This window comes from Zarconia sp., from assembly GCF_057467645.1.
Map to the genome: position 1 here is coordinate 1 of NZ_JBRJXU010000146.1, position 24616 is coordinate 24616.

Sequence of the window (24616 nt, forward strand, 5' to 3'; positions counted from 1 at the left end):
CGGTTGGCAAGCCTCTTGATGAGCGAAGCGATCGCACTGGCTACATCTGGTTGCTGGGGAGCAAAGTACTTCATCCCTATTCCCCATTCCCCATTCCCCATTCCCCATTCCCCGCCCTCACCGGAAACAGTCTTATCCAAAACTGACGTTAATTAAGGACGAGGGCAGGGGAGGCAGGGGAGGCAGGCAATCACCGAACCCTTGAATGCTCGTTGTCGTCACCACCGGCAATTACCAGATTGTAAAAAACATTCCCTGTCAGATACCCCAAACCCCAGCCTTACCGGAAACTCTCCGATCCGAACTGACGTTAATTAGTTGCCCTGGCGTTTGACGATGCCGCGCATCCCGGCACCCACCCCAAGCAATCCGAAGATGAGTCCCGGTTCGGGAACGGCTTGAGGTGCAGATTGAGTGACGATTTGCTCATCGAAAGACCGCTCGACGATCGTGATTTCTTCCCCTTCGAAGGTCTCCGATACCGAGACGGTTCCGCCAGTGACTGTCGCATACAGCTCTTCGCCATCGGGATCGACCGCACCGGGATCGGTGGTGATTCCGAAGTTGAACGAACCAGATGCCACGGACAGTGCGCTCAATCCCGATGCCTCTAAAGCCGTAATTTGAGCGACAAAGGTCTCGGGAAGACCGAAGCCAAGGGCAAGCTGGGTCAGGACACTCAACTCAACCCCTAAGCCAAAACCACCCTGACCCGTTGTCGTACACGTGAGGGTCAAACATTGGGAAACCACATCGGCATCGAATCCATTAATGACGATCGAATTCGTATCGCTGACGTAATTTAAGTTAAAGTTAGTGCTAGTGTCTCCAGCATCGATGGTTCCAGTTCCACTCAAAGCCAGACTCAAGAAACTATCAGCAAAAGCCGCAGCCGCTCCGGCATCCAGATCGCCCAACATCGAAGAGAAATCATCGGTGAAAGCGGACAACCCGATCGTGTTGCTAAATACATCGTAATCGAGGGTGATATCTCCGTCTGTAAATTGTTCCGGATCGTCGAAAAGACTGAAGCTCCCGGTTAAATCGGAGGCGTTTAAATTTAGATTCATAGACCGCTCGATGCCTAGATCGATGCCAAACATATTGTTTGCTAGATCCGAAACGGTGGAGTCTACCTCGAGGGTTCCGTTGGCATAGCCATCGCGATAGTCGAATGCAATGGTTCCAGCCACAGCGGGTAATGTTTCGAGGGTTCCTAAAGCGATCGAGACAACTCCAGCAACGGTTGCAGCAACTTTATTCAAAACGAATGCTCCTTTTACTTCTCAAGGCGGTCGCAGTAACAGTCAATTAAACAAATGTTTGGAGTCAAAAAAACGATTGCAATCAAAAATAGATTGCACAAAGTCAATCCTTGAATTTTGAAAATAGAATGAACCCAAGAGATTTAAAGAGTGTTCGAGGATGTCGATCGAACTCGAAAATAGGTACTCGGAAGATTTAAATCTTCGATCGAAGCTAGAATTAGACACTCGTGCTTTCGATCGTAGTCATCTTGTGTAAAATTCACATCTTGGTGGTCGAGGGTTTCGCAAAGTTTGTGTAAAATAAATAATGTCAATTCTGATGCTAGTCAGCTCAAACTGTATGAAAATCAAACAATTTCGTCAATTGATCGCAGATTGAGTCTCGATTGGGAAGTTCGCTCCCCTCCTAATCATTGGCGAAAGACGGTGAAAAAAGCCATGGATGAATCATGATTCTAGAGCTTCATCTGATTCCAGGTCGCAACGCTTGAGTGCCGATACTCAAAATTACTTTTATAAAAAATATTTTTAAACTTTACGATCTTTAAATGATTCATGTTATTGGAATTGGTTTAAATGGAGTCGCAGGAATTACCGCGTTTACGCAAAAAATCGCCTCCGAATCTTCATTGCTCGTCGGCAGCGATCGCCATTTAAGCTACTTTCCAGACTACTCAGGGGAACGTCTGATCTTAAAAGATTTGCGAGGCGCGATCGCCCAAATTCAACAAAGAGCCGTTACCGATTCCATTGCCATCATCGTTTCCGGCGACCCGCTATTTTTCGGTTTGGGTCGCTTGCTCTTAGCAGAATTTCCAGCAGAACAAATCGAATTTCATCCCCACCTAAGTTCGATTCAACTCGCCTTCAATCGCATTAAAATGACTTGGCAAGATGCCCGTTTTATTAGCGCCCACGGTCGGTCTCTCGATGAGTTGATTCGGGCGTTGCAACAAGGGGCCCAGAAAATCGCCGTGTTGACCGATGGCAACAATAGCCCAACGGCGATCGCTCGCTTGCTCGAATCCCTCGATTTGCCCAGTCAGTATGCGCTGTGGGTCTGCGAGAATTTGGGGGGAACTGGCGAACGAGTTCAGTGCTACGATATGGAGTCTCTGGCGGCAGCGTCGATGGATTTTGCCCTACTCAACGTTGCGATCTTAGTCCGCCAAACCCAAAGGGAATCCCTGGATTTAGACAGCTTACCCCTGTTTGGACTGCCCGATCGCAGTTTTTTGAGTTTTGACGATCGCCCCGGCTTAATGACCAAGCGAGAAGTCCGGCTGCTGGTTTTGGGAGAATTAGCCCTGCAATCGGGTCAAACCATCTGGGATATCGGTGCGGGCACCGGTTCGGTTTCGATTGAAATTGCCCGTTTGTGTCCCGATGCGCGAATTTTTGCCCTGGAAAAAACGGCGATGGGCGTTTCTCTCATCGAACAGAACTGCCATCGCTTTCAGGTAGAGAATATTACCATCTGCCATCAAAGTGCCCCAGACGGCTTGGTGCAACTTCCCTCCCCCGATCGCATCTTTATCGGTGGCAGTGGGGGAAATCTTCTAGAGATTCTGGAAGTCTGCGGCGATCGCCTCGCAACAGCTGGGATAATCGTCCTGGCGATCGCCACCTTAGAGCATTTAAATACCACTCTGACTTGGATGCAAACTCGCGGCTGGAAATATCAACTGCTGCAAGCCCAACTTTCCCGTTCTGTGGCGGTGAGTTCTCTAACCCGTTATTCTCCTCTAAATCCCGTTACGATCGTCACTGCAAGTCGATCGAATGAGAAATGTGCCGTGGAATCACCGTAGGGGTCTTAGCGGAGCCATGCCGATAGGCTATACGGCCGCATTCCCCCTACCGCCAATCCTGGAAAATCCCCCCGTTCTTAGCCAGGCGAACAGGGTTGCAAACGAGTTAACAACGTCACCATTTCGTCGATAGCTTGTCGCTGGGTTGCCACGGATCGATCGGAATGATTGACGATGATACTAAAAATGAGGCGATCGTAGTCGGAATGACCGATATACCCCGATAATGACGAAACTCCGCTCACCGTCCCGGTTTTTGCTCGGACTTCCCCTGAAGTGAGATCCCCAAACCGAGAACTCAGGGTTCCCGATTCTCCCGCCAGCGGTAGGGAGTTGAGATAAATGTCCGCAAAGGGAGAATTTGCCATCGCCCGCAGCGTTTGCACCAATGCCTGGGGACTGATGGAGTTGAGGCGGGAAAGTCCCGAACCGTCGCTGAGGATGTAGCTATCGGGTTCGACACCCAACTCGCTGAGAGTTTTTTGCACCACTGCAATACCAGCAGCTTGGGAAGAAGCGTTGGTGGGGTCTTGCATTGCCCCCATCAGCCGCAGCAGGGTTTGGGCATAGAGATTATCGCTAAACTGGTTCACCTCCATCACCAACTCGGAAATTGAGGGAGATTCGATCGCCGCTATTTCTTCCCCGGCTGCTGTTGTAGCTGCCGTTGTCACCCGAGTGCGTCCTACGGCAACCCCCGCCCGTTCCAAGGCTTGGGTAAACTTCTGCGCAAACCGTTCCCCCGGATTCACCACCGCTACCGATGCGGGTTCGGAAGGGGAACCGGCAATCAGTTGCCCGCTGACGTAGAGGATGGGTTCGGTGAGGCTGCGCCCCACTTCGATAAACTCCGGTTCCCCCTCGGCAACGGTAATGGTTTGATTTTCCACCCGCCAGCGTTTCCCTTCGTCGGCATCGTCCCATTCCACCCGCAGAGGTTGCCCCAAAGCTTCGGGAAATAGGGTGAAAGGAACGGCATTGCGATCGAATATCAGGCTGTTCGACGGCGCGCCGTATCCTGCCTGCACGTCTTCCCACTGCCAATGGGGATTGTAGGGCGCACCCCGCAGGTAGCCATCCTCGACAATCAGTTCTTCTACTTGTGGCACTCTAGCTGCCGCCACCTGTCGGGCGAGACGATCGAGTTGTTCTGTGCCAATACTGGGGTCGCCCCGTCCCGCGACGCGCAAGCCGGTGGGGGTGCGATCGACGGAGGTGCGAATCCGAAACTGGGGATCGAAGCGATGGAGGGCGGCCGCGGTTGTCAGCAGTTTGGCATTGGAGGCGGGAACGAAGTATTGGCGATCGTTGTGGCGATAGAGAATGTTGCCTTCCGCATCACCTTCTGTCAGAGTTTCCACGAGAATCCCCCATCTCTCCCGTCCGGCGTTCGAGTACTTGGCGCGAATCGCCGACATCTGGGCATCGAGTTGTGCCGGACAAATAGATGTGGAGGATTGAGTCTCCATAAATTCTGCTCGTGCGGGATTGGCTAACCCGGAGAGGGCAAAGATAAGTCCCCAAGTTAGGTGCTGATACCATTTCACCCTGATGTTTTGCCTCCGATCGATTGATGCCAACGGGATTTCAAACCCACAGCATAGGCACAGGTCGATCGGATGTCAAGCTCCTTGGAGGTAAGATCGAGTTCGGTTGAATACTGACAATGACCGTTGTGGTGAGAGTCGGGGGCATCGGGAGCATCGGGAAGCGATCGCGCTCTCACCCCATAGCCCCAGGACTCGCGATACCGCTAACAACAGATGTGGGGGAATTGGAAGACGATCGCTTCGGCAAGCATACCGTAAATGTTGCTCCTGAGCCTTCTTCGCTGGCGAGGAAAACATTGCCGCCATGCAAATCGACGCAAGCTTTGACAATCGCTAAACCCAGACCCGTTCCGGGAATCTGACCGACGTTACTGCCACGACTGAAAGCTTGAAAGACCTCAGAGCATTCTTGAGAGGGGATGCCGATGCCTTCATCTCGAACTTCGATCGCGATTTGGGTTTCGTCACCGGTGAGGTGAATTTCAATGGTGCTCTCAGGGGTTGAGTATTTAATCGCATTAGAGATGAGATTGACCAAAATCAGCCGTAGGAGTTGCCCGTCGCCCCAAAAGCCTTTCGTGTTGCCGGTAATTTTGAAAGTTAACTCGCGCTCCTCTCCCACCATCTGGCGCTGTTCTTCAACGATGGTGGAGATAAATTGCAACAACTCGAAAGGAGTCCGATCGAAGTGAGCTTGACCCGCTTCAAATTTTTCTAACACCAGCAAATCCTCGACGAGTTGGGTCATTTGTCTGGCTTTATCTTCGATCGTCTGCAAAAAATGCTGCTGTTTCGATTTCTGTAGCCGATCGCCATGGAATTTCAGCGTAGAGGCAGCGGCCAGAATCACCGCTAACGGCTTTCGATATTCATGGGAAACTGTTGCGACTAGTTGAGAGGTCATGGCGTTGAATTGTTTCTGAGTCTCCAACGCTTCCAGGGCTTGGGTGAGTTGCTGAGATTGTTGCACGGCAATCGCCAAATGACTGGCAATATCCTTCAGGGAATGAGCTTCATCCGATCGCCACAAACGCTTGTTGGAATGGTGGCAAGCCACTAACAAACCCCAGACTGAAGAAGATTGCGAATTTGCATCGGAAGGAGCCGTTGAGGATGGGATTTCGATCGGACTCAGAAGATAAGTCTTCTTGCTCGCCACCAGAATCGATGCTTCACCCATCTCAGATGGGAGGGTTTGCCTGTTTTGCTCGCCCCAGGGGTAACTTTTAGTCAGGAAAGATAAAAACTTGCTCACCGGATCGCGAGTTCGATCGCTTGAAGGAGTTTCGCACCATTTGGTGAGGCTGGGGCAATTGTCTCGAGCGCTCATCTGATATATTACTGCCCGATCGCACTCTAGCAATTGTTGCGTTTCGACGACGGCTGTTTGCAAAATGTCCTCGAGATCGATGGCTTGATGGAGGCGAAGAGCCATGTTTGCCGTTAAGTCCCGCGATTTCCGTGGCGAGTCGAACCGTTTGGATAAAGTCGATTGTTGGATGGCGTTGCGAACCGTCAGTTGCAACATATCCGGATCGAGATCTTGCTTGATCAGATAATCGCGCACCCCTTGCTTCATCGCTTGCACTGCCACCCGTTCGTCTCCCTGTCCGGTGAGCATAATCACGGGAAGAGAAGGGTTCGACTGCTGCTTGAGTTCGTCGAGAAACTCCAGTCCGGTCATATCCGGTAGGCGAAAGTCGAGCAAGATCGCATCGCAATGCTGCCGCTGACACAGTTCTAACCCCGCTTCGGCCGATCCGGCTTCGATAAACCGGTAAGATCGATCGGGGTCGCCCGAAAGATACTCCCGGTAAACTTCTCGATCTTCTTGGCAGTCATCGGTAATGAGTAAAGTCCATGTATTTAACATAGTCAGGAGATGAAAAAGGAGAGCAAAACAGTTTTTTTATCGATACAGAATGCCATAAGGCTAGGAAATACAAGGAAAATTTAAACAGATAAAAATATTTAGCGGTGATGGCTCAATCATCGTTGCGATCGTCTCTGGGGGAAATGTTGGCTTGCAACCAGTACTCGACGAAGGCTCGAACGATACGCTCGAGTTCGTCTATATCCACGGGTTTGATCAGGTAACCGTTGGCACCATTCTGATAGCAAAATTTAATATCCTTGGGATTGGAGGAGGTGGTAAAGATGACAATGGGAATGTCTTTAAAGCTTCGATCGCTCTTGAGTTGCTCTAGTACCTCGCGACCATCGGTACCCGGCAAATTTAGATCGAGCAAGATTACCGACGGCAGCGGTACCGCACGCCGATTCCCACACTTTTTTTCTTGATAGATAAAGTCTAAAACCTTGTCTCCATTGGTACAGCGATGAATGGGATTTTGTACTTTCATCTGCTGCATTAGCAGTTCTAGTACCTCAAAATCTTCATCGCTATCTTCTGCAATCAGCAAGGGATTAAACGATCGGTTCATTACTTTGTATTGCTAAACACTAATTTTAGATCGATATTTTTTTTATACTTAACATAACTTATATTAAGTTAACATAAAATGAGTTGACACTATAGTCATTTAACACTAATGGATATCGACCCTGGATCGAGCGTGCGACCTGTGCTGACGAAGGGATAGGTCGATGAACGGTGATAATGTCTCTCTATCGGTTATTTGTCTGAGGAATTCTAAATTTAATATTTTTGTTACATAACGCGAGTTCGGGTTAACGCCAGTTTTGGATAAGCCGAAACCCTGATGCTACCGTGAACCCGAAATCGGCAAAAACCTGATTCTGTCGTTGAAGCATTGAAAATTTAGCGCTTAACCAAAACTCAGGTTCGGGTGAAGGATTATTCAGAGGTGGGGGTAGAGTTTCCCGCGATCGCTCATGGTTACGCTCGATTGGAGCCGTTGGGGTGAGAGATTCTTCTACTCAACGTCAGTTTTGCTACCGCGACCTCGCCGAGATGCTCACTCTGATTGAGGTTCGGGCGGTCGGCAAGCCTCGCCAAAGCGAAGCGACAACACTGGCGACATCGGGTGGCTCAGGAGCAAAGTACTCCATCCCCATTCCCCATTCCCCGTTCCCCGTTCCCCATGACTGAAAATCTGTAATGAAAAGGGCGCGAACTGCTATAGATTCAGGTGAAATGGGGCCGGGGAGGAAAAACCCTTGAAATTTCTTGTCCGTTCAAAAGCGCGATCGTGCCTCAAGGTAATGTGAAATAAAACGTCGAGCCTTCACCGTATGTAGACTCCACCCAAATGCGTCCGCCGTGACGCTCGATAATCTTTTTCGCGATCGTCAATCCCGCTCCCGTACCGCCCCCGTATAATTGTTGCTCGTGGAGGCGCTTGAACAACTCGAAGATGCGATCGAGATGCCGTTCCCGAATGCCAATGCCATTATCGCGAACGTAGAAAATGTTCGACTTTAGATTCTCGAGATTCGATTCTGTTTGCCCGTAAGTGTCGGACTCCGGTTCGATGTAGCTGATTTCGATCCATCGTTGAGACTTATCGTTATATTTGAGCGCGTTACCGAGCAAGTTGAGAAGTACTTCGCGCACGAGGATGGGGTCGCAGTTTACCGTGGGGAGCGATCGCGCGATGCGAATATCCATTTGCAGACCCAACCGAGCGATGGACAAATCTTCGAGCACCTGGCGCAATAATTCATCGAGATCCGTGGGTTGAAGGCGAAGTTCCGCTTGTCCCAGGCGAGAAAACTTGAGTAGGGCATCGATGAGTGCTTCCATGCGGCGCGTGAGGCGCGTTAAGGTTTGCAGCCGAGATTTACCGACCTCGTCGAGGACTTCAGAATACCCGCGCAGCAAGAGATTCGAGTAATTATGAATGCCTCGCAACGGCTCCTTGAGATCGTGAGACGCGGCATAGGCAAAAGAATCCAGCTCTCGGTTGCTGCGCTCTAGCTCTTGATTGATTCTGGCTAACTCATCCGCTTTTTTGAGAACGATGCCGACGATCGCACTTCTGAGATTCAGGGCATTTTCCAGTTCGCACGCTTTCCAAGGCAATGACGTATACCGGACGATTTCCTGCCATTGCTCGAAGGATTCGCGGGGGCATAGGGTTTGGCTACCATCTGCAGCAACTTTCACCGACGTACTCGGGTCGCCCGCCCAGTTCACCGTTTGCAGCACTTCCGGACGAAACCAAAGGATCGTGTAGCGTCGCACCCGAGAAATCTGTAAGACGAGCAGACCGCTCGCACTGTCTTTAAACGCTTCAGCGCCCCGGTAGAGTAGGGGCAAAGAATCGGTATGAAACAGGACGCGATCGGCAACAGAAGCCAGCCGCGAGGGTATAGAAGAGGTGAGCTGTTGAGTTTCGAGCCAGCCCACAAGTGCCCGAATTTCTTCTTCGGAGGGCGTATTGCCCACCTGCGTAATTTCATCCCCCAAACAAATGGCTGCCCCCTGGGCACTCACCACATCCAATAGGCGAGGAGCGGGATCGATGAGGGCTTGTCTCAAGTCGTCGACCCGAGCGATCGATTGAATGAAGTCCGTTAAGAGCGATCGCAGCCTCGTTAAGTGGTCCAGCTCTTCGGTATTCACTTTATGGGTCAACTCCGAGGCGATGAGTTGACCCAACAATTCTACGCTTTCGCGAACCTCACAGTCGATCGATTTGGGGGTTGAATGATGACAAGAAATCAGACCCCAAAGGGTTTCCCCCCGCACCAGAGCAATGACGAAGATGGCTGTCACTCCCATGTTGCGATGGTATTCCACGCAGCACGGGTCAACCCCCCGCAACAGAGAAAAGCTCAAGTCGAGAGGTTCCGGCGCGATCGCATCTTCTGATAATTCCACCGAGGGGGCATTTAAATCGGGGATGTAGCGCACCAGTCCCCGTCGGTACAGCTCTCGCACCGCTTCGGGAATATCTGTGGCTGGATAGTGCAGTCCCAGGTAGGAGGGTAAGTCATCGGTCTTGGCTTCGGCAACCACCGCACCGGAGCCTTGGGGGTCGAACTGATACACCATGACCCGATCGAATCCGGTCATCTGACGCACTTTGGCGGCGGCGAGTTGGAGAAATTCCGTTAAATCCCGAACTTGTCGCAGTTGGGCGATCGCCGAGTTTACCTGAGCCTGCACTGACAGATGGGGGGTTTTGGGTTTGGGCAACGCCCGCTCGAGTTCCAGGACGATCGCAGTTTCGGTTCGGTATGCGGTGCAATTCCAGTACTGTTGATTTCTCCAGAGGCGAAGGGAGGATTTACCGACACGGTCCAAATTCTGGAGTATTGGCTCGATGACCTCAACTTGTAGGCGATCGAACAAAACGCTTAGGGACCGACCGAGTACGTTTTGAGGTGAAATACCGAAATCATCCTGAAGATTGGCACTGACTCGGACAATTGCCAGTTGGGGATGGGAGAGGACTAAGAGAACCCCATAGGGCTGGATCGAACGGGCAAAGCCAACGGGTTCGCCGATAACTTCGCTGAGGCGCTCTGGGGGGATGTTGCTGGGTTCAAACCCACTCATAGAGGGAACATTGAGGGCGATCGATCGAACTCAGCTATGGTGACACCGTCTGGAAACGAGAAATGGCAACGCTTCATCGATAAAGCATTTCCGATTGCCCATCGAACTGGTTCGGTTGGCTCGATTCCACAGAACCGCACCCTAGCTTCTCTTGCAGTGTATCAAAGTATTGAGATTAGTTAAGCAAATCTAAAAAAAATTCGATCGCAATGTTAAATTATTAAGCAAATCTAAAGACGTTGGTCGGTTTCGGTCGACAAAATGTATCGAGAATCTTAAATTTACGAGTGCGCTCGGGAGAACCCGCAATGGAACTTAGCTCTTCAGTCTTGCGATTGGCGTGGGCAGCAGTTGAAGAAACGTCTCCCCGCGATTTATTGACAATGTCTGATTCAATGGTGGTGAAGCTGCTCTTGCAGCACGTCGATCGCAATATTCTACTCAGCTCTGAAGAGGTTGGCGCGTTATCGAGCTATCTCAATTCTAAAGTGTTGTTGATTCGAGATCTGGCCGAAGCACGTCTTCATTTAACCCCCCAAACAGCTCGATCGATTTCTGCTTCATGCTAAGCTCTGACGCATCGCAGTGCGACTAATCTTAGGAGCATTGTGTTGAGTTCGGGAACGCAGAGAGGGAGAGATTTATGGGGCGGACAGTTTTCCGTATGGGGATTTAACCTTTGACCTTACCATCGGACTGTCCCCCCATAAGAACTAGATTGATTTTTAGGCAAATGTCGTGCCGATTCGGAATTTTACCCTTCAGGCTTTCGAGGGAGTACTCCACGGTTGAGAGCGGACCTCACTCGGGAAAAATCCCTAAATCGCGACCGAGGGAGTGCCCCAGGCTCGCTCTAAATTAGACCCAGCCAAGAGAGCAAACCCTGTCCGGAAAGATATTCGATGGCAAGAGTGGCGATAAAGCCCACCATGGCAGCTCTGCCGTTTAAACGTTCGGCATAGTAGTTGAAGCCAAATTTGGGTTCGACGAGGGTGGGGGTGGTTGTGGGTTGAGGTTGAGTCACGATGCTCCGTTTTTGTTACAATTCTTCGTACTTTTATTGTAACGCCAGTTTGGCTTCGGTCGCTTCGGTGTGGTGAGCAACGATGGATTTATCGATGAGCTATGGGAATGGGGAATGGGGAATGGGGAATGGAAAATATAGCCACGCGCAGGGGGTAATGAACATTGAATGTGAGAAAACAAATACCGTAGGGGTCAACGGCCGCATTCCCCCGACCAAATTTACGAAAATCCCACCTAAATTTCGAGCGTCTTAACCGCTATGCGCTCAGCTATTTCATCGAGCGGGTCAATCAACGATAGCAAAGTGCGATCGCCGAATGTCAAATCAACGATCGAAGAGTCGCCCGTCAGGGAATTACCCGTGACAATGACTTAAAATGGCGTCGATCGCTTCAGACACGCTCAAGGAGTCGGTACAAATTTCCACCGCATCCTCTGCCTTCTGTAACGGGGCGATGGCGCGGGTACTATCTTTCTCATCCCGTTCGGCGATGCTGTTTTCCAACTCATCTAAGGAAATCGAATATCCGCGTTCGACTAAATCCTTGTGTCGCCGTCGGGCCCGTTCGGCTACCGAGGCCGTGAGGAAAATCTTCACCTCGGCTTGGGGGAAAACGTGAGTGCCGATATCTCGACCTTCAGCCACCAGTCCCCGCGCGCGACCGTATTCTTGCTGCTGCCGCACTAAAAAGCGCCGTACCGACCCCAATGCTGCGACCGCCGATACCTGTGCCGTCACTTCTGGGGTGCGAATCTCATCGGTAATTTCGCGATCGTCCATCCACACGCGACAACCGCCACTCTCTGTATTCGGTTCTAGACGCAAATGGCACTGTTCGATCGCCTCTGCAATGACGGGTTCGTCATCTACCGCCAGTCCTCGATCCAATGCCAACCAGGCGATCGCCCGGTACATCGCCCCGGTATCGAGATAAACCACTCCCAATTGGCGGGCGACTTGGCGGGCCACGGTGGATTTTCCCACCCCAGCCGGGCCGTCGATGGCGACGATGGGTTGGCGCAGCAGGACGTTATCGATTAATCGCGTCGAACCCACCCGCGCGGCGAGTGCCAGCAACCCCCGCTCCTCAATGGTTTCGAGCGGTGTTAGGGTATCCGGGTGGACTAACTCGACGTATTCGAGTTCGAGTTGGGGAACATCGGCTAACTCAGTGCGGACGATTTCGAGTATGCGATCGCTGCGGCGATCGCCCTGCCAAAAGGCTTCTTCCGCTCGTTGCAAACTTCCAGATAAAGCGGCTGCGTTTTCTTTTTCTTCGGCACTCAAATACTGATTTCGAGAACTATAGGCTAGACCCGATTCTTCCCGGACGATGGGACAGGGGACGATTTCGACGGGAATATTCAAATCAGCGACGAATCGGCGAATAATCGCCAGTTGTTGGGCATCCTTGCGACCGAAATAGGCGCGATCGGGTCGGACGAGGTTCAACAGTTTGGTGACGATGGTTGCCACCCCCTGAAAATGTCCGGTTCGCGTCGCACCGCACAGAACGGAAGTCATCTCGGGCGGGGGGACGACGAGGGTTGTAGTGTTTCCCGCACTCATCTCTTCGATCGAGGGGGCGAAAATGGCATCGACCCCCGCTTCCTCGCACAGTGCCCGATCGCGATCGAGCATCCGGGGATACTGCCCGAAATCCTCATTCGGTCCAAATTGCAGGGGATTAACAAAGATACTGACCATTACCGTATCGTTCTCCCGTCGCGCTCGATCGATTAGGCTGCGGTGTCCGACGTGCAACCCTCCCATCGTTGGCACGAAGCCCATGGAGTTGTTGACTTGTTGGCGATAGGTTCGCAGTTCGGCGATCGATTGGAGCAATAACACGTTGAATGAAAAGACGCGAAGGACATCAGGTATCGGGCAGACCCGGAGACAAACTCGATGCGAGGAAGAAAGCATCAAAAATTAGAGATGAAGAATTGAAAATTGGACGTAGCGCGATTTAGACCCAAGAGAATGAAGACTCTAATCGGTTAAATACGCCGGTCGTGCATTTTAAATTCTTCGTGTTGCATTTTGACGTTTCTTCCCTCGGCTTCTGTTGCCTCCGATGCTTGCCTACATTATGAGCCTATTTATGGGGAGCCGACCAATCGGGTTCGAGAACTTCCAGTTGCACGGGAGCCGTACCACTGGAGACCATACCGATTTCTTCGGCCGCTCCCATAGACAGGTCGATCACCCGACCGTGAATGAAGGGACCGCGATCGTTGATGCGCACCACCACCGAGCGACCGTTATCGAGGTTGGTGACCCGCACCAGGGTATTGAAGGGTAAATCGCGGTGAGCGGCCGTCATCGCGTATTGGTCGAAAATTTCGCCGTTTGCACTGTAGTTGCCGTTGAATCCAGGACCGTACCAAGATGCCCATCCATCAATCTCGAACAAATCGGCTTCGGGTTCCGTCTGCTGTACTGTCTCCTCAACAATGTACGGCTGGGGCTTCTTCGGAATTGGCTCGAAGCTTGCCACTTCAACGGTTTGTGCGGGTTGTTCGAGTCCGATGAGGGTCTCTAGGGGGGCTGCATCTCCGAGTAGTCTGCGCAGTCGGTTAGCTGCCTGTAGGGCATCTTCTGCGGGGTCAAAGGTACTTGCGGAGAGGAGGGTGTGGGAATCGAGTTCCACTAACTCTTCGCTGCCAATGCGGATAACGTAGCGATCGGTTACACTATCCCAAAAGCCAACGATCGCCTCTGCGTCGATGTGATTTTGAGCCAGTTGGTTGAGTTGAGTGGCCACCGCCATCGCTCTGACGGCGGGATCGCTCGCCCCGGAAGTCGGATCTTCCAAAAAGGTTAAAACCGGGAGATCGCGCACGTAAAGAATGGCCGCACGCTCCCCGTCGAGCTGGTGAGATTCGATTTCGGCAATGCTCGAAGTGGCAAAGGAAAGGGTAACGATGTTACCGTCCCCTGCCGCCCCATCCGAGAGCCTATTCGCACGATCGTCCGTATCGAGCGTTTGGCTAGCGACTGGTTGTGAGGGCACAAGTCCGAGGCTGGCAATTAATCCTGTAGCTGCAAGGCTGTTCCAGAGTTGTTGATTCATGTAGATCCATTTCCCACGAGATGCCCCAATTCAACGTTGGCTGAGCTGGGGGGAAAGCAAGACAGATATGCTGCTGCTTTTCCTGAACCTGAAGTGAACGAGTGATGATTTACGCTGACTTTTGGCAAAACTCACTTTGCCAAGCTCGAGCTAACTCATACTCGTTTTGCGTGTTTCTCTGATATAGAACTGCCACAGACTAGCATGAAGTTTTGCGATCGCGTATCGATAGATTCCCGAAAATCGCCAAAACTTTACACAAACTTTAAATGTATATCTGGGCACAAAACTTACTCCAATCTTTTTCATATCAGAGTTTTGAGGTTTGATGCGGTAAAAAAAAGGTTTACCAAAAATTTAAATAAAAAAAATAAATATATGGTAATAAAATTCCGATAAATTTTGAATGAACATCACATTACATCCGATTTGCCGACTGAATTTTTCAGCCTCCGGTTTTCCATCTCACCTTTAGCCAAGATCGCAGACATCACAATTGTCAGATCGAGCATGGCGCGATCGAGATAATTCCCGTGCAGTCCCCCAAACCGGTAGATTAGATCGGTATCGAACATTCATACCCACAAATCTATGGACTATCGCGATGCTGGTGTAGACGTCGAGGCGGGGCGTGCTTTTGTTGACAAAATTCGCAACCTGGTGCAGAGTACCCATCGACCGGAGGTTTTGGGGGGACTCGGCGGATTTAGCGGCTGCTTCGAGTTACCCTCAGGGTACCGACAACCAATTTTGGTCTCTGGAACCGATGGCGTGGGCACCAAGCTCAAACTGGCTCAGAGTCTCGATCGCCACGATACTGTTGGCATCGATCTCGTGGCAATGTGCGTTAACGACGTCCTCACATCCGGAGCCGAACCCCTCTATTTTTTAGATTACCTTGCCACGGGCAAACTCAATTCCGAACAACTAACGCAAGTGGTCGCCGGAGTTGCCGACGGATGCCGCCAGGCAAAATGTGCCCTGTTGGGAGGCGAAACCGCTGAAATGCCGGGATTTTACGCCCCAGGAGAGTATGATTTAGCGGGATTTTGCGTGGGCATCGTGGAAAAAAGCCAACTCCTCAACGGCGATCGGGTTCGCATGGGAGATGTTGCCATCGGCTTGGAGAGTTCCGGGGTCCACAGTAACGGATTTAGCCTGGTACGGAAGATTATCGGCGATCGAGGATTCGATTGGAGCGATCGCCCTTCGGTTTTTGAGGGACGGAGTTTGGGGGAAGTCCTGCTGACACCAACGCAAATTTACGTCCAACCGATTCTCTCGATCCTCGAAAGCGGGTTGGAGATACGCGGCATGGCTCACATTACCGGGGGCGGACTGCCGGAGAATTTACCGCGCTGTTTGGGCAAAAACCAATCGATTCGCATCGATGCCAGTTCCTGGGAAGTCCCAGTTGTCTTTGACTGGTTGGCCCAAACGGGGGAAGTCAGCCGCTTGGAGATGTTCAATACCTTTAATATGGGAATCGGCTTTGTCGTTCTCGTTCCCCCAGAGCAAGCCGAACGGGCGATCGAACTGTTTGGCAATCTCAATTGGAATGCCACGGTTATCGGCGAGGTGATTTCCGGCGAAGGAGAATTAGTGGGATTGGTTTAGAGTTCGGAATTCGGAATTCGGAATTCGGAAATTTCGATGTCCCAATCCCCCTTGTCTCCCTTGTCTCCCTCCTCTCCCCATCCCCGCGTCACCGCATCTCTCTCATTTTTTAACGATGGAAACCCAATCGCAAGCCCAAAATCCCACCCCAAATCCCACATCATCGAGCAACTCCGCATCTTCTGCGTTCGATCGCATTCACCTCAAACGTCCTTGTATGGCCGTTGCCGATTTAGAACGAGCGTTGAGTATCTATCGAGATATTCTGGGGTTTCGCCTCGACTATCTCGATGATGCCTCCCCCGGTTCTTACTTGTATCCGGTGTTTGGATTCCCCGAAAACGCAAAACTGAAATTTGCAGCCCTGAGTACGGAATCCGAACCGCGATCGCTCGCACTCACGGAAGTCAAAGGCATCGAACTGCCACCACCGACGACTCCTCACCGCGCGGCGATCGTCATTCAAGTACCAGAAGTCGCCCCCGCGATCGCCAAAATCCGCGAATTGGGACTTCCCGTGGTGCGAGAAAGTAACTTCACCGCACCGCCCAATCTCCGTTTCACCGAGCAGGCTTTCTGCGATTACGACGGCCATCTCATCGTTTTATATGATGTCAAAATTGATGAGCATGGGGAACGGGGAATGGGGAATGGGGAATAGGCACTCGTGAATGGTTCAGCTTGTGTGCCATTGGTCAAGGGGTGTAGGGTGTGGGGTATGGGGAACTTCAAATCACCGCGTCTTCCCCCTCTCCCCGTGCCTCCCCTGCCTCCCCTGCCCTCAAACACTAATCCCACCAAGCCCTCAGATGGTGAGATTGCAGAGTGAGTTCGTCGGCATTGCGGGTCAGTTCGCGAAACTCGGCAATCAGCCAGGAGGGACAAGTCCCCTCGTAAGTAATTCCATCAATACTCGTGCGATAGTCCTCTCGCGAGGGATGCACCGCATAACCCTCGAAGGTAAACTCAAAGCCTTGGATTCCCCGTTCTCGGGAAAATTCGAGCAGGGTGGAGATCGAGGGTGAGAGGTTCTGGCGGCTGTTGGGGTCGGCAAATGCGGCGTCGATGAGTTGCTGGAGTTGAGTCACCGTCAACTCGCAGAAATGCTTGAGACCGCCGGGTTGTTCGTTCCAATTCACCGAACTGCCGAAGATAATCCGATCTCGAGTTTGGTAGTCTCGATTGTAAGTAAAGTTGGAGTGGGGTAGGGAACTTGAAGAATGACACAGCCGAGAGTAGGGAGGAGTTTGATTCTCGACATCTTCGAGTTGTACCCCCAAGTTGAGAAAGTAGAGCTGCATTGCCGACCTGCGTCTGAGGGGAGAGTTGCGCAAGCATTCTGAAACGTTAGGGCAATTGTGAATTTGCCCGGTCATAATCTTGCAGTCCAGTTGCATCGGACAAAACATCGCCATTTCTCCTAACGATCGGCTGCCATTCTCCTTAAGCGTAGCGAAACTAAGATACTTTTGAGTGGATCGATCGCACAGACACAGAGCGACTGAATTGATTTTGGCATTCATATCGAATGACGCCACATACAACTAAGTTATCCAAAACCGGACAAAGCGGCGTCAAAGGGGAACGGGAGCATCGGGGGGAACGGGAGCATCGGGGAGACGGGAGCAAGATGCTCCCACTTTGTACTGTTATCGTTGTCGCCACAATGGGCGCAGATAGTCCGAGGCAACATGAGCGTATCTTTTCTATTTCTCCCCCAGCCTCCCCAGCGTCCCCTTCCCCCGAAGCACGCAGTTGCGATGCTAGATGCGATCGAGTCGCTGGCGCAATTGCACACCCATACCCAGCAAGTCCGTTTGAGCCAGAGTCTCTTGTTCTCCGGTTGCCAGCCATTTAAGGTTGACGGTTCCGGCAACTGCTTCCGCATCTCCCAACACCAAACAGGCAACGGCACCACTGCGATCGGCCCGTTTGAACTGTTTGCCAAAGGCGCTACCACTGAGGTCTAACTCAACGCTAAACCCCCCTTGACGCAATTTTTGAGTCAGTTGCAGGGCTTGTGCTTCGGCTTTTTCGCCCCGAGATACGAAATAAAAGTCTAATGGCGTTGCCGGGGAAGCGTGCAGCTCTTGGAGGAGAATAACCAGCCGTTCTAAACCGATCGCCCAACCTACTGCCGGAGTATCGGGACCTCCCAACTCTCGCACCAACCCATCATAGCGCCCCCCACCGCACACGGTTGCTTGCGCCCCGAGGTCGTCAGATTGGATTTCAAAGGCGGTGTGGGTGTAGTAGTCCAAACCTCGAACCAAACGGGGGTTGAGGTTGAACGCAATTCCCAAGTTCGATAACAACTCTCGGACGAGATCGAAATGTTTTTGGGAAGGTTCCGAGAGATAATCCAGGATGCTGGGGGCCTCTTGGGCGATTTCTTGAGTGCGATCGTCCTTACTATCCAAAATCCGCAGGGGATTGCGCTCTAGACGGTCTTGAGAATCAGCATCTAACTCGTCTTTGTAAGGGGTGAGATAATCGACGAGGGCTTGGCGGTAGCGCTGGCGATCTTCGCGGTCTCCCACGGAGTTAAGGGCCAATTTTAAGTTCTTCAGACCCAACGATTGCAGAATTTCCGTGGCAATAGCGATGACTTCCACATCGGCGCGAGGACTATCCGTGCCCAATGCCTCCACCCCAATCTGGTGAAATTGCCGCTGCCGTCCCGCTTGGGGACGTTCGTAGCGAAACATGGGACCGGTGTACCACAAACGCTGCACGCCCCCAGTACCAAACAGCTTGTGCTCGACAAACGATCGCACCACCCCCGCCGTTCCTTCCGGCCGCAAGGTAATGGAGCGATCGCCGCGATCGACAAACGTATACATTTCTTTACCCACCACATCTGTGGCTTCGCCGATGCCGCGCTCGAACAAATCCGTCTGCTCGAAAATGGGAGTCCGAATCTCCCGGTATGCCGCCCGTGCGAGAATGTCTCGCGCCGTTGCCTCCACCCACTGCCAGTAGGAAATTTCCTCTGGCAATATATCCCGCGTTCCTCGTATCGCTCGCACTGTACCCATGAATGCTTAATTGAATGCTTAATTTAAAGGCTGAATCGTTATTGAATGATCTCGGCTAGGAGTGGAGAAAGGGAGAGCAAGAGATGCTCTTGGGAGTTGGGAAAGAGAGTGCGAAATGCTTGCATTAACGACACGCTCTCTTCCCTATCCTTCTTGTCTCTCCCGACCGAATTCTGCGCCTCCAGGCTTGGGCGCTTCCGAATTCACATTTTCCCTGTCAGAATTCCGAATTCCGCATTCCGAATTCACATTTTCCCGTTTGGAATTCCGAATTCCGCATTCCGAATTCAGGCAGTCTCCCACGCCCCATAGCGATCGCCATAATAGGCCAAAATCCGATCGATGCGATCGCGAGCCATCGGATCGAGTTCGCCGTCATATTCGATCCACATCGAACCGATTTGAGAGAGGGCGTAATCGAACGCCTGGGAGGATTGGGGAACCAAACCGGCTTCGACACCATCCACTTGTCGTAAGTGGGCGACGACTTCCCGATAAACGGCCAGCGGCAGTGTCCGGCAGCAGAGGACGCTTCGTTGTTTCCCCGATCGGGAGCCAGATTGAGAGAATACCATTATTGCACTTGTTCTTCGAGTTGGGTCGCCGGTAAAGATTCCTCCCGCTGAGGCAGCGCACAGCAGTTAAAATCTTCGATGCACACTTTACCCCATTTAACGGCCCATCGTACCAGTGCCACTCGATTGTTCGGTGGTGTCTTATTGAGGATGTTACTGATATGGTTGTCTACGGTTCGTTTGCTAATTTCTAAAGCTTCTGCGATATCTTGATTGGTTAAACCTGCTGCTATTAACTCGATAACTTGTAATTCTCGTTCGGAAAGGAGATCTTTATTGGGGGAATCGTCGTTGGTCATAACTGCTACCTATATCTGTATATGTACCTATTCATTGTGACACAATCGCTGCGTCCGCCCCAGTTGCACGGGGGCGATGTTAAAGGTCGTGAAGTTTCGCGATCGAGGCGTTAAAAATCCTAGCAAATTATTTCAAACCTATTGCAAAAAAAGGCTTTTCGTAAAGGCTAAGGTTAGTGTTATCGATCGCGGTGGGTTGGGGAAATGAAGGTTGCGTCGGCAAGGGGTGAAAATAATAGCTGGCTCGATCGAGAAACAGAGCCAGAATCGAAACTCAAGACCCCCATGTAACCTCTCAATCCAAAGCCGCTGGTGTTGGATGTCTGTTGGATATCAGTTGGATGCTAGGGGCTGTTGAGGCTACATCGGTCTACAGAGCTTAACAACATACAATTATAGATTTGAATTCTTGTAACCTTATTTTTAGATTTTCCCCTCGACTGATGGCATTATTTTCCAAGTTATCGAACCCTAAAAACCGAGAAGTTTTCTCGATCTTGTCCGCATTTGAACCGTTTCGATGGAGAAAGCCGCAAAGATTCGATCGCCTCGGATCGGTGGTCTTACTTTGGGCAATTTCTCTGAGTACGATCGCCTGTAATTCTCCAGTTCGGGAAACGGTCTCATCTGCGGAAGTTTCCAGTTCTGAGGAAACCCAAACCAAAGTCGTTCCAGACACAGTTCCAAAAGATAATTCCCCACCACCCAAACCCAAATCCGAGCCCAAAAATGGCGATCGTGCGGAGGAAACCTATCAAGAACCCGATGGTGCGTTTGAAATTGCCCTGCCCCCTGGATATCAAACCGAAGAGACCGGAAGCGGGATTAAATTTATCTCTGCCGATGGCGGGTTTAAAGGAATCGTGGATTTTGCCGCCATCGAGGAAGACCTAGGCGTCGATCGCCTCGAAGGGGCACTGCGACAGTATCTCGAAGAAACCCTCACCGAAGTCGAGTGGCAGAACTCTCGCCTGGAACCCGACGGCAGCGTACGGGTTGATTGGGTGGGAAAAAGTCCCCAGGGAGAACAACTCGATGCCGTCAGCTACATCGAACAGCGGGGCAATACGCTCTATACCCTCAGCCTGTACGGCGTCAATAAAGCCTTTGATGATTATAGCGAGGACGTGGCGATCGTGTTGAAGGGGTACAAGCTCAAATCGGAGGTGGAAGATGCGGCTTCTGAACCCAAGGAAGAGTAAGAGTCAACGGCCGCATGCCCCCGACAATGCATCGGTGATATCGCGCAAAACCTGCGTCCCCTATGTAAAAGAATTACAATATGTAAATTAGTGTAAGATCTAGCTACTTCTAGGTCGATCGATTTTTAAGTTCCTTCGATCGCCTATCGATCGAAAATCGGCTAGAGCGACAGGGCAATTGTCAAGATAAAACCCACTCCACCGTTCTCGAACCCCATACTCAAGCCCCATACTCCAACCAAGTATATGACTGACGTACCCGTTTCGCGGATTCGCAACTTTTCCATTATCGCCCACATCGACCACGGCAAATCGACCCTGGCCGATCGTCTGCTGCAATACACGGGGACGGTGACGGCGCGGCAGATGAAAGAACAGTTTCTCGATAATATGGATCTCGAACGGGAACGGGGCATCACGATCAAGTTGCAGGCAGCGCGGATGAACTACACCGCCCGCGACGGCAACGAATACGTCCTCAACCTCATCGATACCCCCGGTCACGTAGACTTTTCCTACGAAGTGTCGCGATCTCTGGCCGCCTGCGAAGGGGCCCTGCTGGTGGTGGATGCCTCCCAAGGAGTGGAAGCCCAAACCCTCGCCAACGTCTACCTGGCCCTGGAAAACGACCTGGAAATGATTCCAGTCCTCAACAAAATCGATTTGCCCGGTGCCGAACCCGATCGAGTCAAGCAGGAAATTGAAGATTTGGTGGGTCTCGACTGTTCCGAGGCGATCGATGCATCGGCAAAAGAAGGCATCGGCATTCCCGAGATTCTCGAAGCGATCGTCGAGTTAGTCCCCCCACCCCGCGATACAGTGGACGAACCCCTGCGGGCGTTGATTTTCGATAGTTACTACGATGCCTACCGAGGGGCGATCGTTTATTTCCGGGTAATGGACGGGACCCTCAAAAAAGGAGATCGGGTCAAGTTTATGGCTTCGGGGAAAGAATACGAGATCGACGAATTGGGGGTTCTCTCTCCCACCCAAAAACCCGTCGACGAACTCCACGCCGGAGAAGTGGGGTATCTTTCAGCCGCCATCAAAACCGTAGAAGATGCTCGAGTCGGCGATACGGTAACCCTGGCCCCTAACCCGGCAGAGGAACCCTTACCGGGATATACCGAAGCCAAACCGATGGTGTTCTGCGGTCTATTTCCCACCGATGCCGACCAATTTGAAGACCTGCGCGAAGCCCTCGAAAAGCTCAAACTCAACGATGCCGCCCTCAACTACGAACCGGAAACCTCCAGCGCCATGGGGTTTGGCTTCCGCTGCGGCTTCTTGGGGTTGCTGCACATGGAAATCGTTCAGGAACGCTTGGAACGGGAATACGATCTCGATTTGATTACCACTGCACCGTCGGTGGTGTATCAAGTGACCCTCAATCAGGGGGAAGTCATCCAAATCGAGAATCCGAGTACCCTGCCCTCTCCTAACGAACGGGAGAAAATCGAAGAACCCTACATCCACGTCGAGATTATTACCCCCGAAGAATACGTGGGGACGCTGATGGAATTGTGTCAGAGTCGGCGCGGGGAATTCAAGAATATGAAGTACCTCACCCCCACCCGCACCACGTTGATTTACGAGTTGCCCCTGGCGGAGGTGGTGACGGATTTCTTCAACCAAATGAAATCGCGATCGCGCGGGTATGCCAGCATGGAATACCACGTCATCGGCTATCAAGAAAATAATTTGGTGCGCTTAGACGTGTTGGTGAATAACGATCCGGTGGATGCCCTCACCACGATCGTCCATCGCGATAAAGCCTATCCCGTGGGACGGGCGTTGGTGTCCAAACTCAAGGAGTTGATTCCCCGCCACCAGTTTAAAGTGCCCCTGCAAGCGGCGATCGGCTCTCGGGTCATTGCCAGCGAACACATTCCCCCGTTACGTAAGGACGTGTTGGCGAAATGCTACGGGGGCGATATTTCCCGGAAGAAGAAACTGCTACAAAAGCAAGCCAAAGGGAAAAAGCGCATGAAAGCCATCGGAACCGTGGACGTTCCCCAGGCGGCGTTTATGGCGATGCTGCAATTGGATGGGAAGTAGGGTCGATCGGGGGACGCGCGCAAAGGCGATCGATGTTGAACCTGGAACGCTCGCTTCCGATGGCCGATCGAACGTCACTTTTCATCTCTCGGTCTCGATCGAGAGGGTGCTTGAAGGGGTTTTTAATCCCAACTTATTGAGAATTGGGTCATTAAGAGAACGGATTTACAGGGGTTTCGGGCTGTGAGAGACTGGATTCCAGGGCGAAGCTATGCCTAGTTATTGTACGTCAATCTTTTTGCTCGAGAATTGAAAACGATCTCCTTGGGTAATTTTGGGTCATTGAAAGAGTTTTCGACTCTAAATTATTGAGAATTGAGTCATTAAGGGAACGAATTTACAGGGGTTTCGCGGTGTGGTAAACTGGATTCCAGGGCGAAGCTATGCCTAGTTATTGTACGCTAATCTTTTCGAGCGAGACTTTAACATGATGAGTTCGGAATCTGTCGAACTCGAATTGAGCGTCGAACCCATCGGACTCGAAAGGGCGATCGATAAATTGAAGGCATCGAGAAGCATTTGAACCGTAGCAATCTCCAAAATCTCTTAACTGCGGTAGGGAGAGCCACGCGGTTTTAACCCGTGGATGAAAAGCGCGAACTCGGCGGTGTCGGTTTGAGTCCCGTCGAAGTTCGTAAGAAGCGACACGGGAGGTTTTAACCTCCTGTATCTCTTGCTTTCAAGCCCATGCGTCCCAACGCTTCTAAGTACTCACTCAAACTAACCCCCGCATCTTCGGCTAAGTACTTTATTCCCTCCCACGCCGTATCAGTGACTCGAATAGTATGGCGGTTCTTGACTTCACCGTGTAGTCTCGGTCTGCCCGGTTTTTTGGACTTTTTCTCACTCATCGATTGACAGATTCGGTTTTAGGAAGCTATATTCGTAAAATACCACGAATAGAGGTCGAACTCGTGAAGTACCACACGCAGCAAGTTAAATTTACTGGAGATGAGATGACCCGATCGGTTCTTACGTTCCTATGTGAGGCTGCGAACCGATTCGAGAACACCGTCCTATATTCAATTCGTTGCGACTACTTCGAGAAGAATCAGGACTTTTACCTCGCCCCCGGTCGCGATGACCAACCCCGGATGTACCGGAAGTCTAAAGCGATAACAGGGGTTTCGTACCCGAAGCTGTGTAAGCAATTTAAAGACGATCCCGATTATTCACTTCTGGGGGGTCAGCAGGCGCAACAAGCTATCAAATCTGTCGTCGAGCGGGTCAACTCTTATAACGGACTGAGAAAAGCATTCTTTGATGGGAAGGTCGATAACCACCCCAGCTTACCTGGGTATCGAACCCCTCACGGTCTAGCCTCCGTAACTTTCCCCGGTCAAGCTGTTCGATTCGACGTTGAGACGGGCAACTGCACGCTTGCCGTAAGTCGCGAAAACAAAAGTGAAGTGGGAGCGATCGGAATCTCGAAACTAACAGTTAACGGGGGTTACGGCTTCAATCCAGAGGACGTTATCGAAGTCCGAATCCTCCCGAAACTGGGTCAGTTCTACGTCGAGTACGTCTACTTCAATCGAGGTGCGCGTTGCCCCCTGAACCATCTCGATCGCACCCAAGCGCTGGGAATAGACCACGGTCGGGACAAC

Annotated in this window: 21 protein-coding genes and 1 pseudogene; 9 read left to right on the forward strand and 13 right to left on the reverse strand. The window is 51.5% G+C overall.

Going from position 1 to position 24616, the window contains the following annotated elements:
- Positions 1-314: 314 nt before the first annotated feature.
- Complete coding sequence (locus AC2215_RS22115) at positions 315-1265, reverse strand: hypothetical protein (RefSeq protein ID WP_486812181.1); 951 nt, start codon at positions 1263-1265, stop codon at positions 315-317.
- 551 nt (positions 1266-1816) lie between these two features.
- Between AC2215_RS22115 and cbiE the strand changes: the two genes are divergently transcribed.
- The gene (cbiE, locus tag AC2215_RS22120) at positions 1817-3079 is read left to right on the forward strand and encodes a precorrin-6y C5,15-methyltransferase (decarboxylating) subunit CbiE (protein WP_486812182.1); all 1263 of its coding nucleotides are present in this window, start codon (positions 1817-1819) and stop codon (positions 3077-3079) included.
- Positions 3080-3156: 77 nt separating this feature from the next.
- Here cbiE and dacB read toward each other — a convergent pair whose 3' ends face one another.
- The 3 genes from dacB to AC2215_RS22135 all read right to left on the reverse strand — a co-directional run bounded on the left by dacB (position 3157) and on the right by AC2215_RS22135 (position 7073).
- The gene (gene dacB, locus AC2215_RS22125) at positions 3157-4626 is read right to left on the reverse strand and encodes a D-alanyl-D-alanine carboxypeptidase/D-alanyl-D-alanine endopeptidase (RefSeq protein ID WP_486812183.1); all 1470 of its coding nucleotides are present in this window, start codon (positions 4624-4626) and stop codon (positions 3157-3159) included.
- Positions 4627-4801: 175 nt separating this feature from the next.
- Complete coding sequence (locus tag AC2215_RS22130; protein ID WP_486812184.1) at positions 4802-6502, reverse strand: GAF domain-containing sensor histidine kinase; 1701 nt, start codon at positions 6500-6502, stop codon at positions 4802-4804.
- A gap of 112 nt (positions 6503-6614) precedes the next feature.
- Positions 6615-7073 carry a response regulator gene (locus AC2215_RS22135; protein WP_486812185.1) on the reverse strand — a complete coding sequence of 153 codons (459 nt, stop codon included), beginning with the start codon at positions 7071-7073 and terminating at the stop codon, positions 6615-6617.
- 440 nt (positions 7074-7513) lie between these two features.
- Here AC2215_RS22135 and AC2215_RS22140 point away from each other — a divergent pair, with 440 nt between their 5' ends.
- Entirely contained in the window at positions 7514-7702 is a 189-nt protein-coding gene (locus AC2215_RS22140) for a hypothetical protein (RefSeq protein WP_486812186.1), read from the forward strand.
- A 105-nt stretch (positions 7703-7807) separates the two neighbouring features.
- Here the strand turns inward: AC2215_RS22140 and AC2215_RS22145 are convergent, their stop codons facing one another.
- Positions 7808-10117, reverse strand: coding sequence for an ATP-binding protein (locus tag AC2215_RS22145; protein WP_486812187.1), 2310 nt, complete (start codon positions 10115-10117; stop codon positions 7808-7810).
- 36 nt (positions 10118-10153) lie between these two features.
- On the opposite strand from AC2215_RS22145, the gene AC2215_RS22150 reads away from it, so the two are divergent.
- The gene (locus AC2215_RS22150) at positions 10154-10300 is read left to right on the forward strand and encodes a hypothetical protein (protein WP_486812188.1); all 147 of its coding nucleotides are present in this window, start codon (positions 10154-10156) and stop codon (positions 10298-10300) included.
- A 125-nt stretch (positions 10301-10425) separates the two neighbouring features.
- Positions 10426-10686: a hypothetical protein gene (locus AC2215_RS22155; RefSeq protein WP_486812189.1), complete on the forward strand. Its 261-nt coding sequence runs from the start codon at positions 10426-10428 to the stop codon at positions 10684-10686.
- Between the two features lie 284 nt (positions 10687-10970).
- Here the strand turns inward: AC2215_RS22155 and AC2215_RS22160 are convergent, their stop codons facing one another.
- The 4 genes from AC2215_RS22160 to AC2215_RS22175 form a co-directional block, all read right to left on the reverse strand.
- The gene (locus AC2215_RS22160; RefSeq protein ID WP_486812190.1) at positions 10971-11141 is read right to left on the reverse strand and encodes a hypothetical protein; all 171 of its coding nucleotides are present in this window, start codon (positions 11139-11141) and stop codon (positions 10971-10973) included.
- A gap of 357 nt (positions 11142-11498) precedes the next feature.
- Complete coding sequence (locus AC2215_RS22165) at positions 11499-12995, reverse strand: bifunctional pantoate--beta-alanine ligase/(d)CMP kinase (RefSeq protein ID WP_486812191.1); 1497 nt, start codon at positions 12993-12995, stop codon at positions 11499-11501.
- A gap of 247 nt (positions 12996-13242) precedes the next feature.
- Complete coding sequence (locus AC2215_RS22170) at positions 13243-14220, reverse strand: septal ring lytic transglycosylase RlpA family protein (protein ID WP_486812192.1); 978 nt, start codon at positions 14218-14220, stop codon at positions 13243-13245.
- A 413-nt stretch (positions 14221-14633) separates the two neighbouring features.
- Positions 14634-14795, reverse strand: coding sequence for a hypothetical protein (locus tag AC2215_RS22175; protein WP_486812193.1), 162 nt, complete (start codon positions 14793-14795; stop codon positions 14634-14636).
- 16 nt (positions 14796-14811) lie between these two features.
- Here AC2215_RS22175 and purM point away from each other — a divergent pair, with 16 nt between their 5' ends.
- Together purM and AC2215_RS22185 are read left to right on the forward strand one after the other, a co-directional pair.
- On the forward strand, positions 14812-15837 hold the full coding sequence (gene purM / locus AC2215_RS22180) for a phosphoribosylformylglycinamidine cyclo-ligase (protein WP_486812194.1): 1026 nt from the start codon (positions 14812-14814) through the stop codon (positions 15835-15837).
- A gap of 115 nt (positions 15838-15952) precedes the next feature.
- A complete protein-coding gene (locus AC2215_RS22185; RefSeq protein ID WP_486812195.1) occupies positions 15953-16498 on the forward strand; it encodes a VOC family protein in 546 nt (181 codons plus the stop codon).
- A 127-nt stretch (positions 16499-16625) separates the two neighbouring features.
- Here the strand turns inward: AC2215_RS22185 and AC2215_RS22190 are convergent, their stop codons facing one another.
- The 4 genes from AC2215_RS22190 to pedR form a co-directional block, all read right to left on the reverse strand.
- Entirely contained in the window at positions 16626-17360 is a 735-nt protein-coding gene (locus AC2215_RS22190) for a hypothetical protein (protein ID WP_486812196.1), read from the reverse strand.
- A 240-nt stretch (positions 17361-17600) separates the two neighbouring features.
- On the reverse strand, positions 17601-18875 hold the full coding sequence (hisS, locus tag AC2215_RS22195; protein WP_486812197.1) for a histidine--tRNA ligase: 1275 nt from the start codon (positions 18873-18875) through the stop codon (positions 17601-17603).
- Between the two features lie 287 nt (positions 18876-19162).
- Positions 19163-19450: a hypothetical protein gene (locus AC2215_RS22200; RefSeq protein WP_486812198.1), complete on the reverse strand. Its 288-nt coding sequence runs from the start codon at positions 19448-19450 to the stop codon at positions 19163-19165.
- Positions 19450-19749 carry a photosynthetic electron transport-dependent transcriptional regulator PedR gene (pedR, locus tag AC2215_RS22205; protein WP_486812199.1) on the reverse strand — a complete coding sequence of 100 codons (300 nt, stop codon included), beginning with the start codon at positions 19747-19749 and terminating at the stop codon, positions 19450-19452. The genes AC2215_RS22200 and pedR overlap by 1 nt, the downstream gene beginning before the upstream one ends.
- A gap of 497 nt (positions 19750-20246) precedes the next feature.
- Here pedR and AC2215_RS22210 point away from each other — a divergent pair, with 497 nt between their 5' ends.
- The 3 genes and pseudogenes from AC2215_RS22210 to AC2215_RS22220 all read left to right on the forward strand — a co-directional run.
- Entirely contained in the window at positions 20247-20951 is a 705-nt protein-coding gene (locus tag AC2215_RS22210) for a hypothetical protein (protein ID WP_486812200.1), read from the forward strand.
- A 246-nt stretch (positions 20952-21197) separates the two neighbouring features.
- Positions 21198-23009 carry a translation elongation factor 4 gene (gene lepA / locus AC2215_RS22215; protein ID WP_486812201.1) on the forward strand — a complete coding sequence of 604 codons (1812 nt, stop codon included), beginning with the start codon at positions 21198-21200 and terminating at the stop codon, positions 23007-23009.
- A 914-nt stretch (positions 23010-23923) separates the two neighbouring features.
- Positions 23924-24616 (forward strand): annotated as a pseudogene (locus tag AC2215_RS22220) (hypothetical protein); the annotation flags it as partial.

What these genes read in the sequence shown, in the direction of transcription:
- AC2215_RS22155 (WP_486812189.1), top strand. Translation starts at nt 10,426, where the DNA reads ATGGAACTTAGCTCTTCAGTCTTGCGATTGGCGTGGGCAGCAGTTGAA.
- AC2215_RS22190 (WP_486812196.1), bottom strand. Translation starts at nt 17,360, where the DNA reads ATGAATGCCAAAATCAATTCAGTCGCTCTGTGTCTGTGCGATCGATCC.
- AC2215_RS22150 (WP_486812188.1), top strand. Translation starts at nt 10,154, where the DNA reads ATGGTGACACCGTCTGGAAACGAGAAATGGCAACGCTTCATCGATAAA.
- lepA (WP_486812201.1), top strand. Translation starts at nt 21,198, where the DNA reads ATGACTGACGTACCCGTTTCGCGGATTCGCAACTTTTCCATTATCGCC.
- AC2215_RS22145 (WP_486812187.1), bottom strand. Translation starts at nt 10,117, where the DNA reads ATGAGTGGGTTTGAACCCAGCAACATCCCCCCAGAGCGCCTCAGCGAA.
- hisS (WP_486812197.1), bottom strand. Translation starts at nt 18,875, where the DNA reads ATGGGTACAGTGCGAGCGATACGAGGAACGCGGGATATATTGCCAGAG.
- cbiE (WP_486812182.1), top strand. Translation starts at nt 1,817, where the DNA reads ATGATTCATGTTATTGGAATTGGTTTAAATGGAGTCGCAGGAATTACC.
- AC2215_RS22130 (WP_486812184.1), bottom strand. Translation starts at nt 6,502, where the DNA reads ATGTTAAATACATGGACTTTACTCATTACCGATGACTGCCAAGAAGAT.
- AC2215_RS22135 (WP_486812185.1), bottom strand. Translation starts at nt 7,073, where the DNA reads ATGAACCGATCGTTTAATCCCTTGCTGATTGCAGAAGATAGCGATGAA.
- AC2215_RS22170 (WP_486812192.1), bottom strand. Translation starts at nt 14,220, where the DNA reads ATGAATCAACAACTCTGGAACAGCCTTGCAGCTACAGGATTAATTGCC.
- pedR (WP_486812199.1), bottom strand. Translation starts at nt 19,749, where the DNA reads ATGACCAACGACGATTCCCCCAATAAAGATCTCCTTTCCGAACGAGAA.
- AC2215_RS22185 (WP_486812195.1), top strand. Translation starts at nt 15,953, where the DNA reads ATGGAAACCCAATCGCAAGCCCAAAATCCCACCCCAAATCCCACATCA.
- purM (WP_486812194.1), top strand. Translation starts at nt 14,812, where the DNA reads ATGGACTATCGCGATGCTGGTGTAGACGTCGAGGCGGGGCGTGCTTTT.
- AC2215_RS22175 (WP_486812193.1), bottom strand. Translation starts at nt 14,795, where the DNA reads ATGTTCGATACCGATCTAATCTACCGGTTTGGGGGACTGCACGGGAAT.
- AC2215_RS22200 (WP_486812198.1), bottom strand. Translation starts at nt 19,450, where the DNA reads ATGGTATTCTCTCAATCTGGCTCCCGATCGGGGAAACAACGAAGCGTC.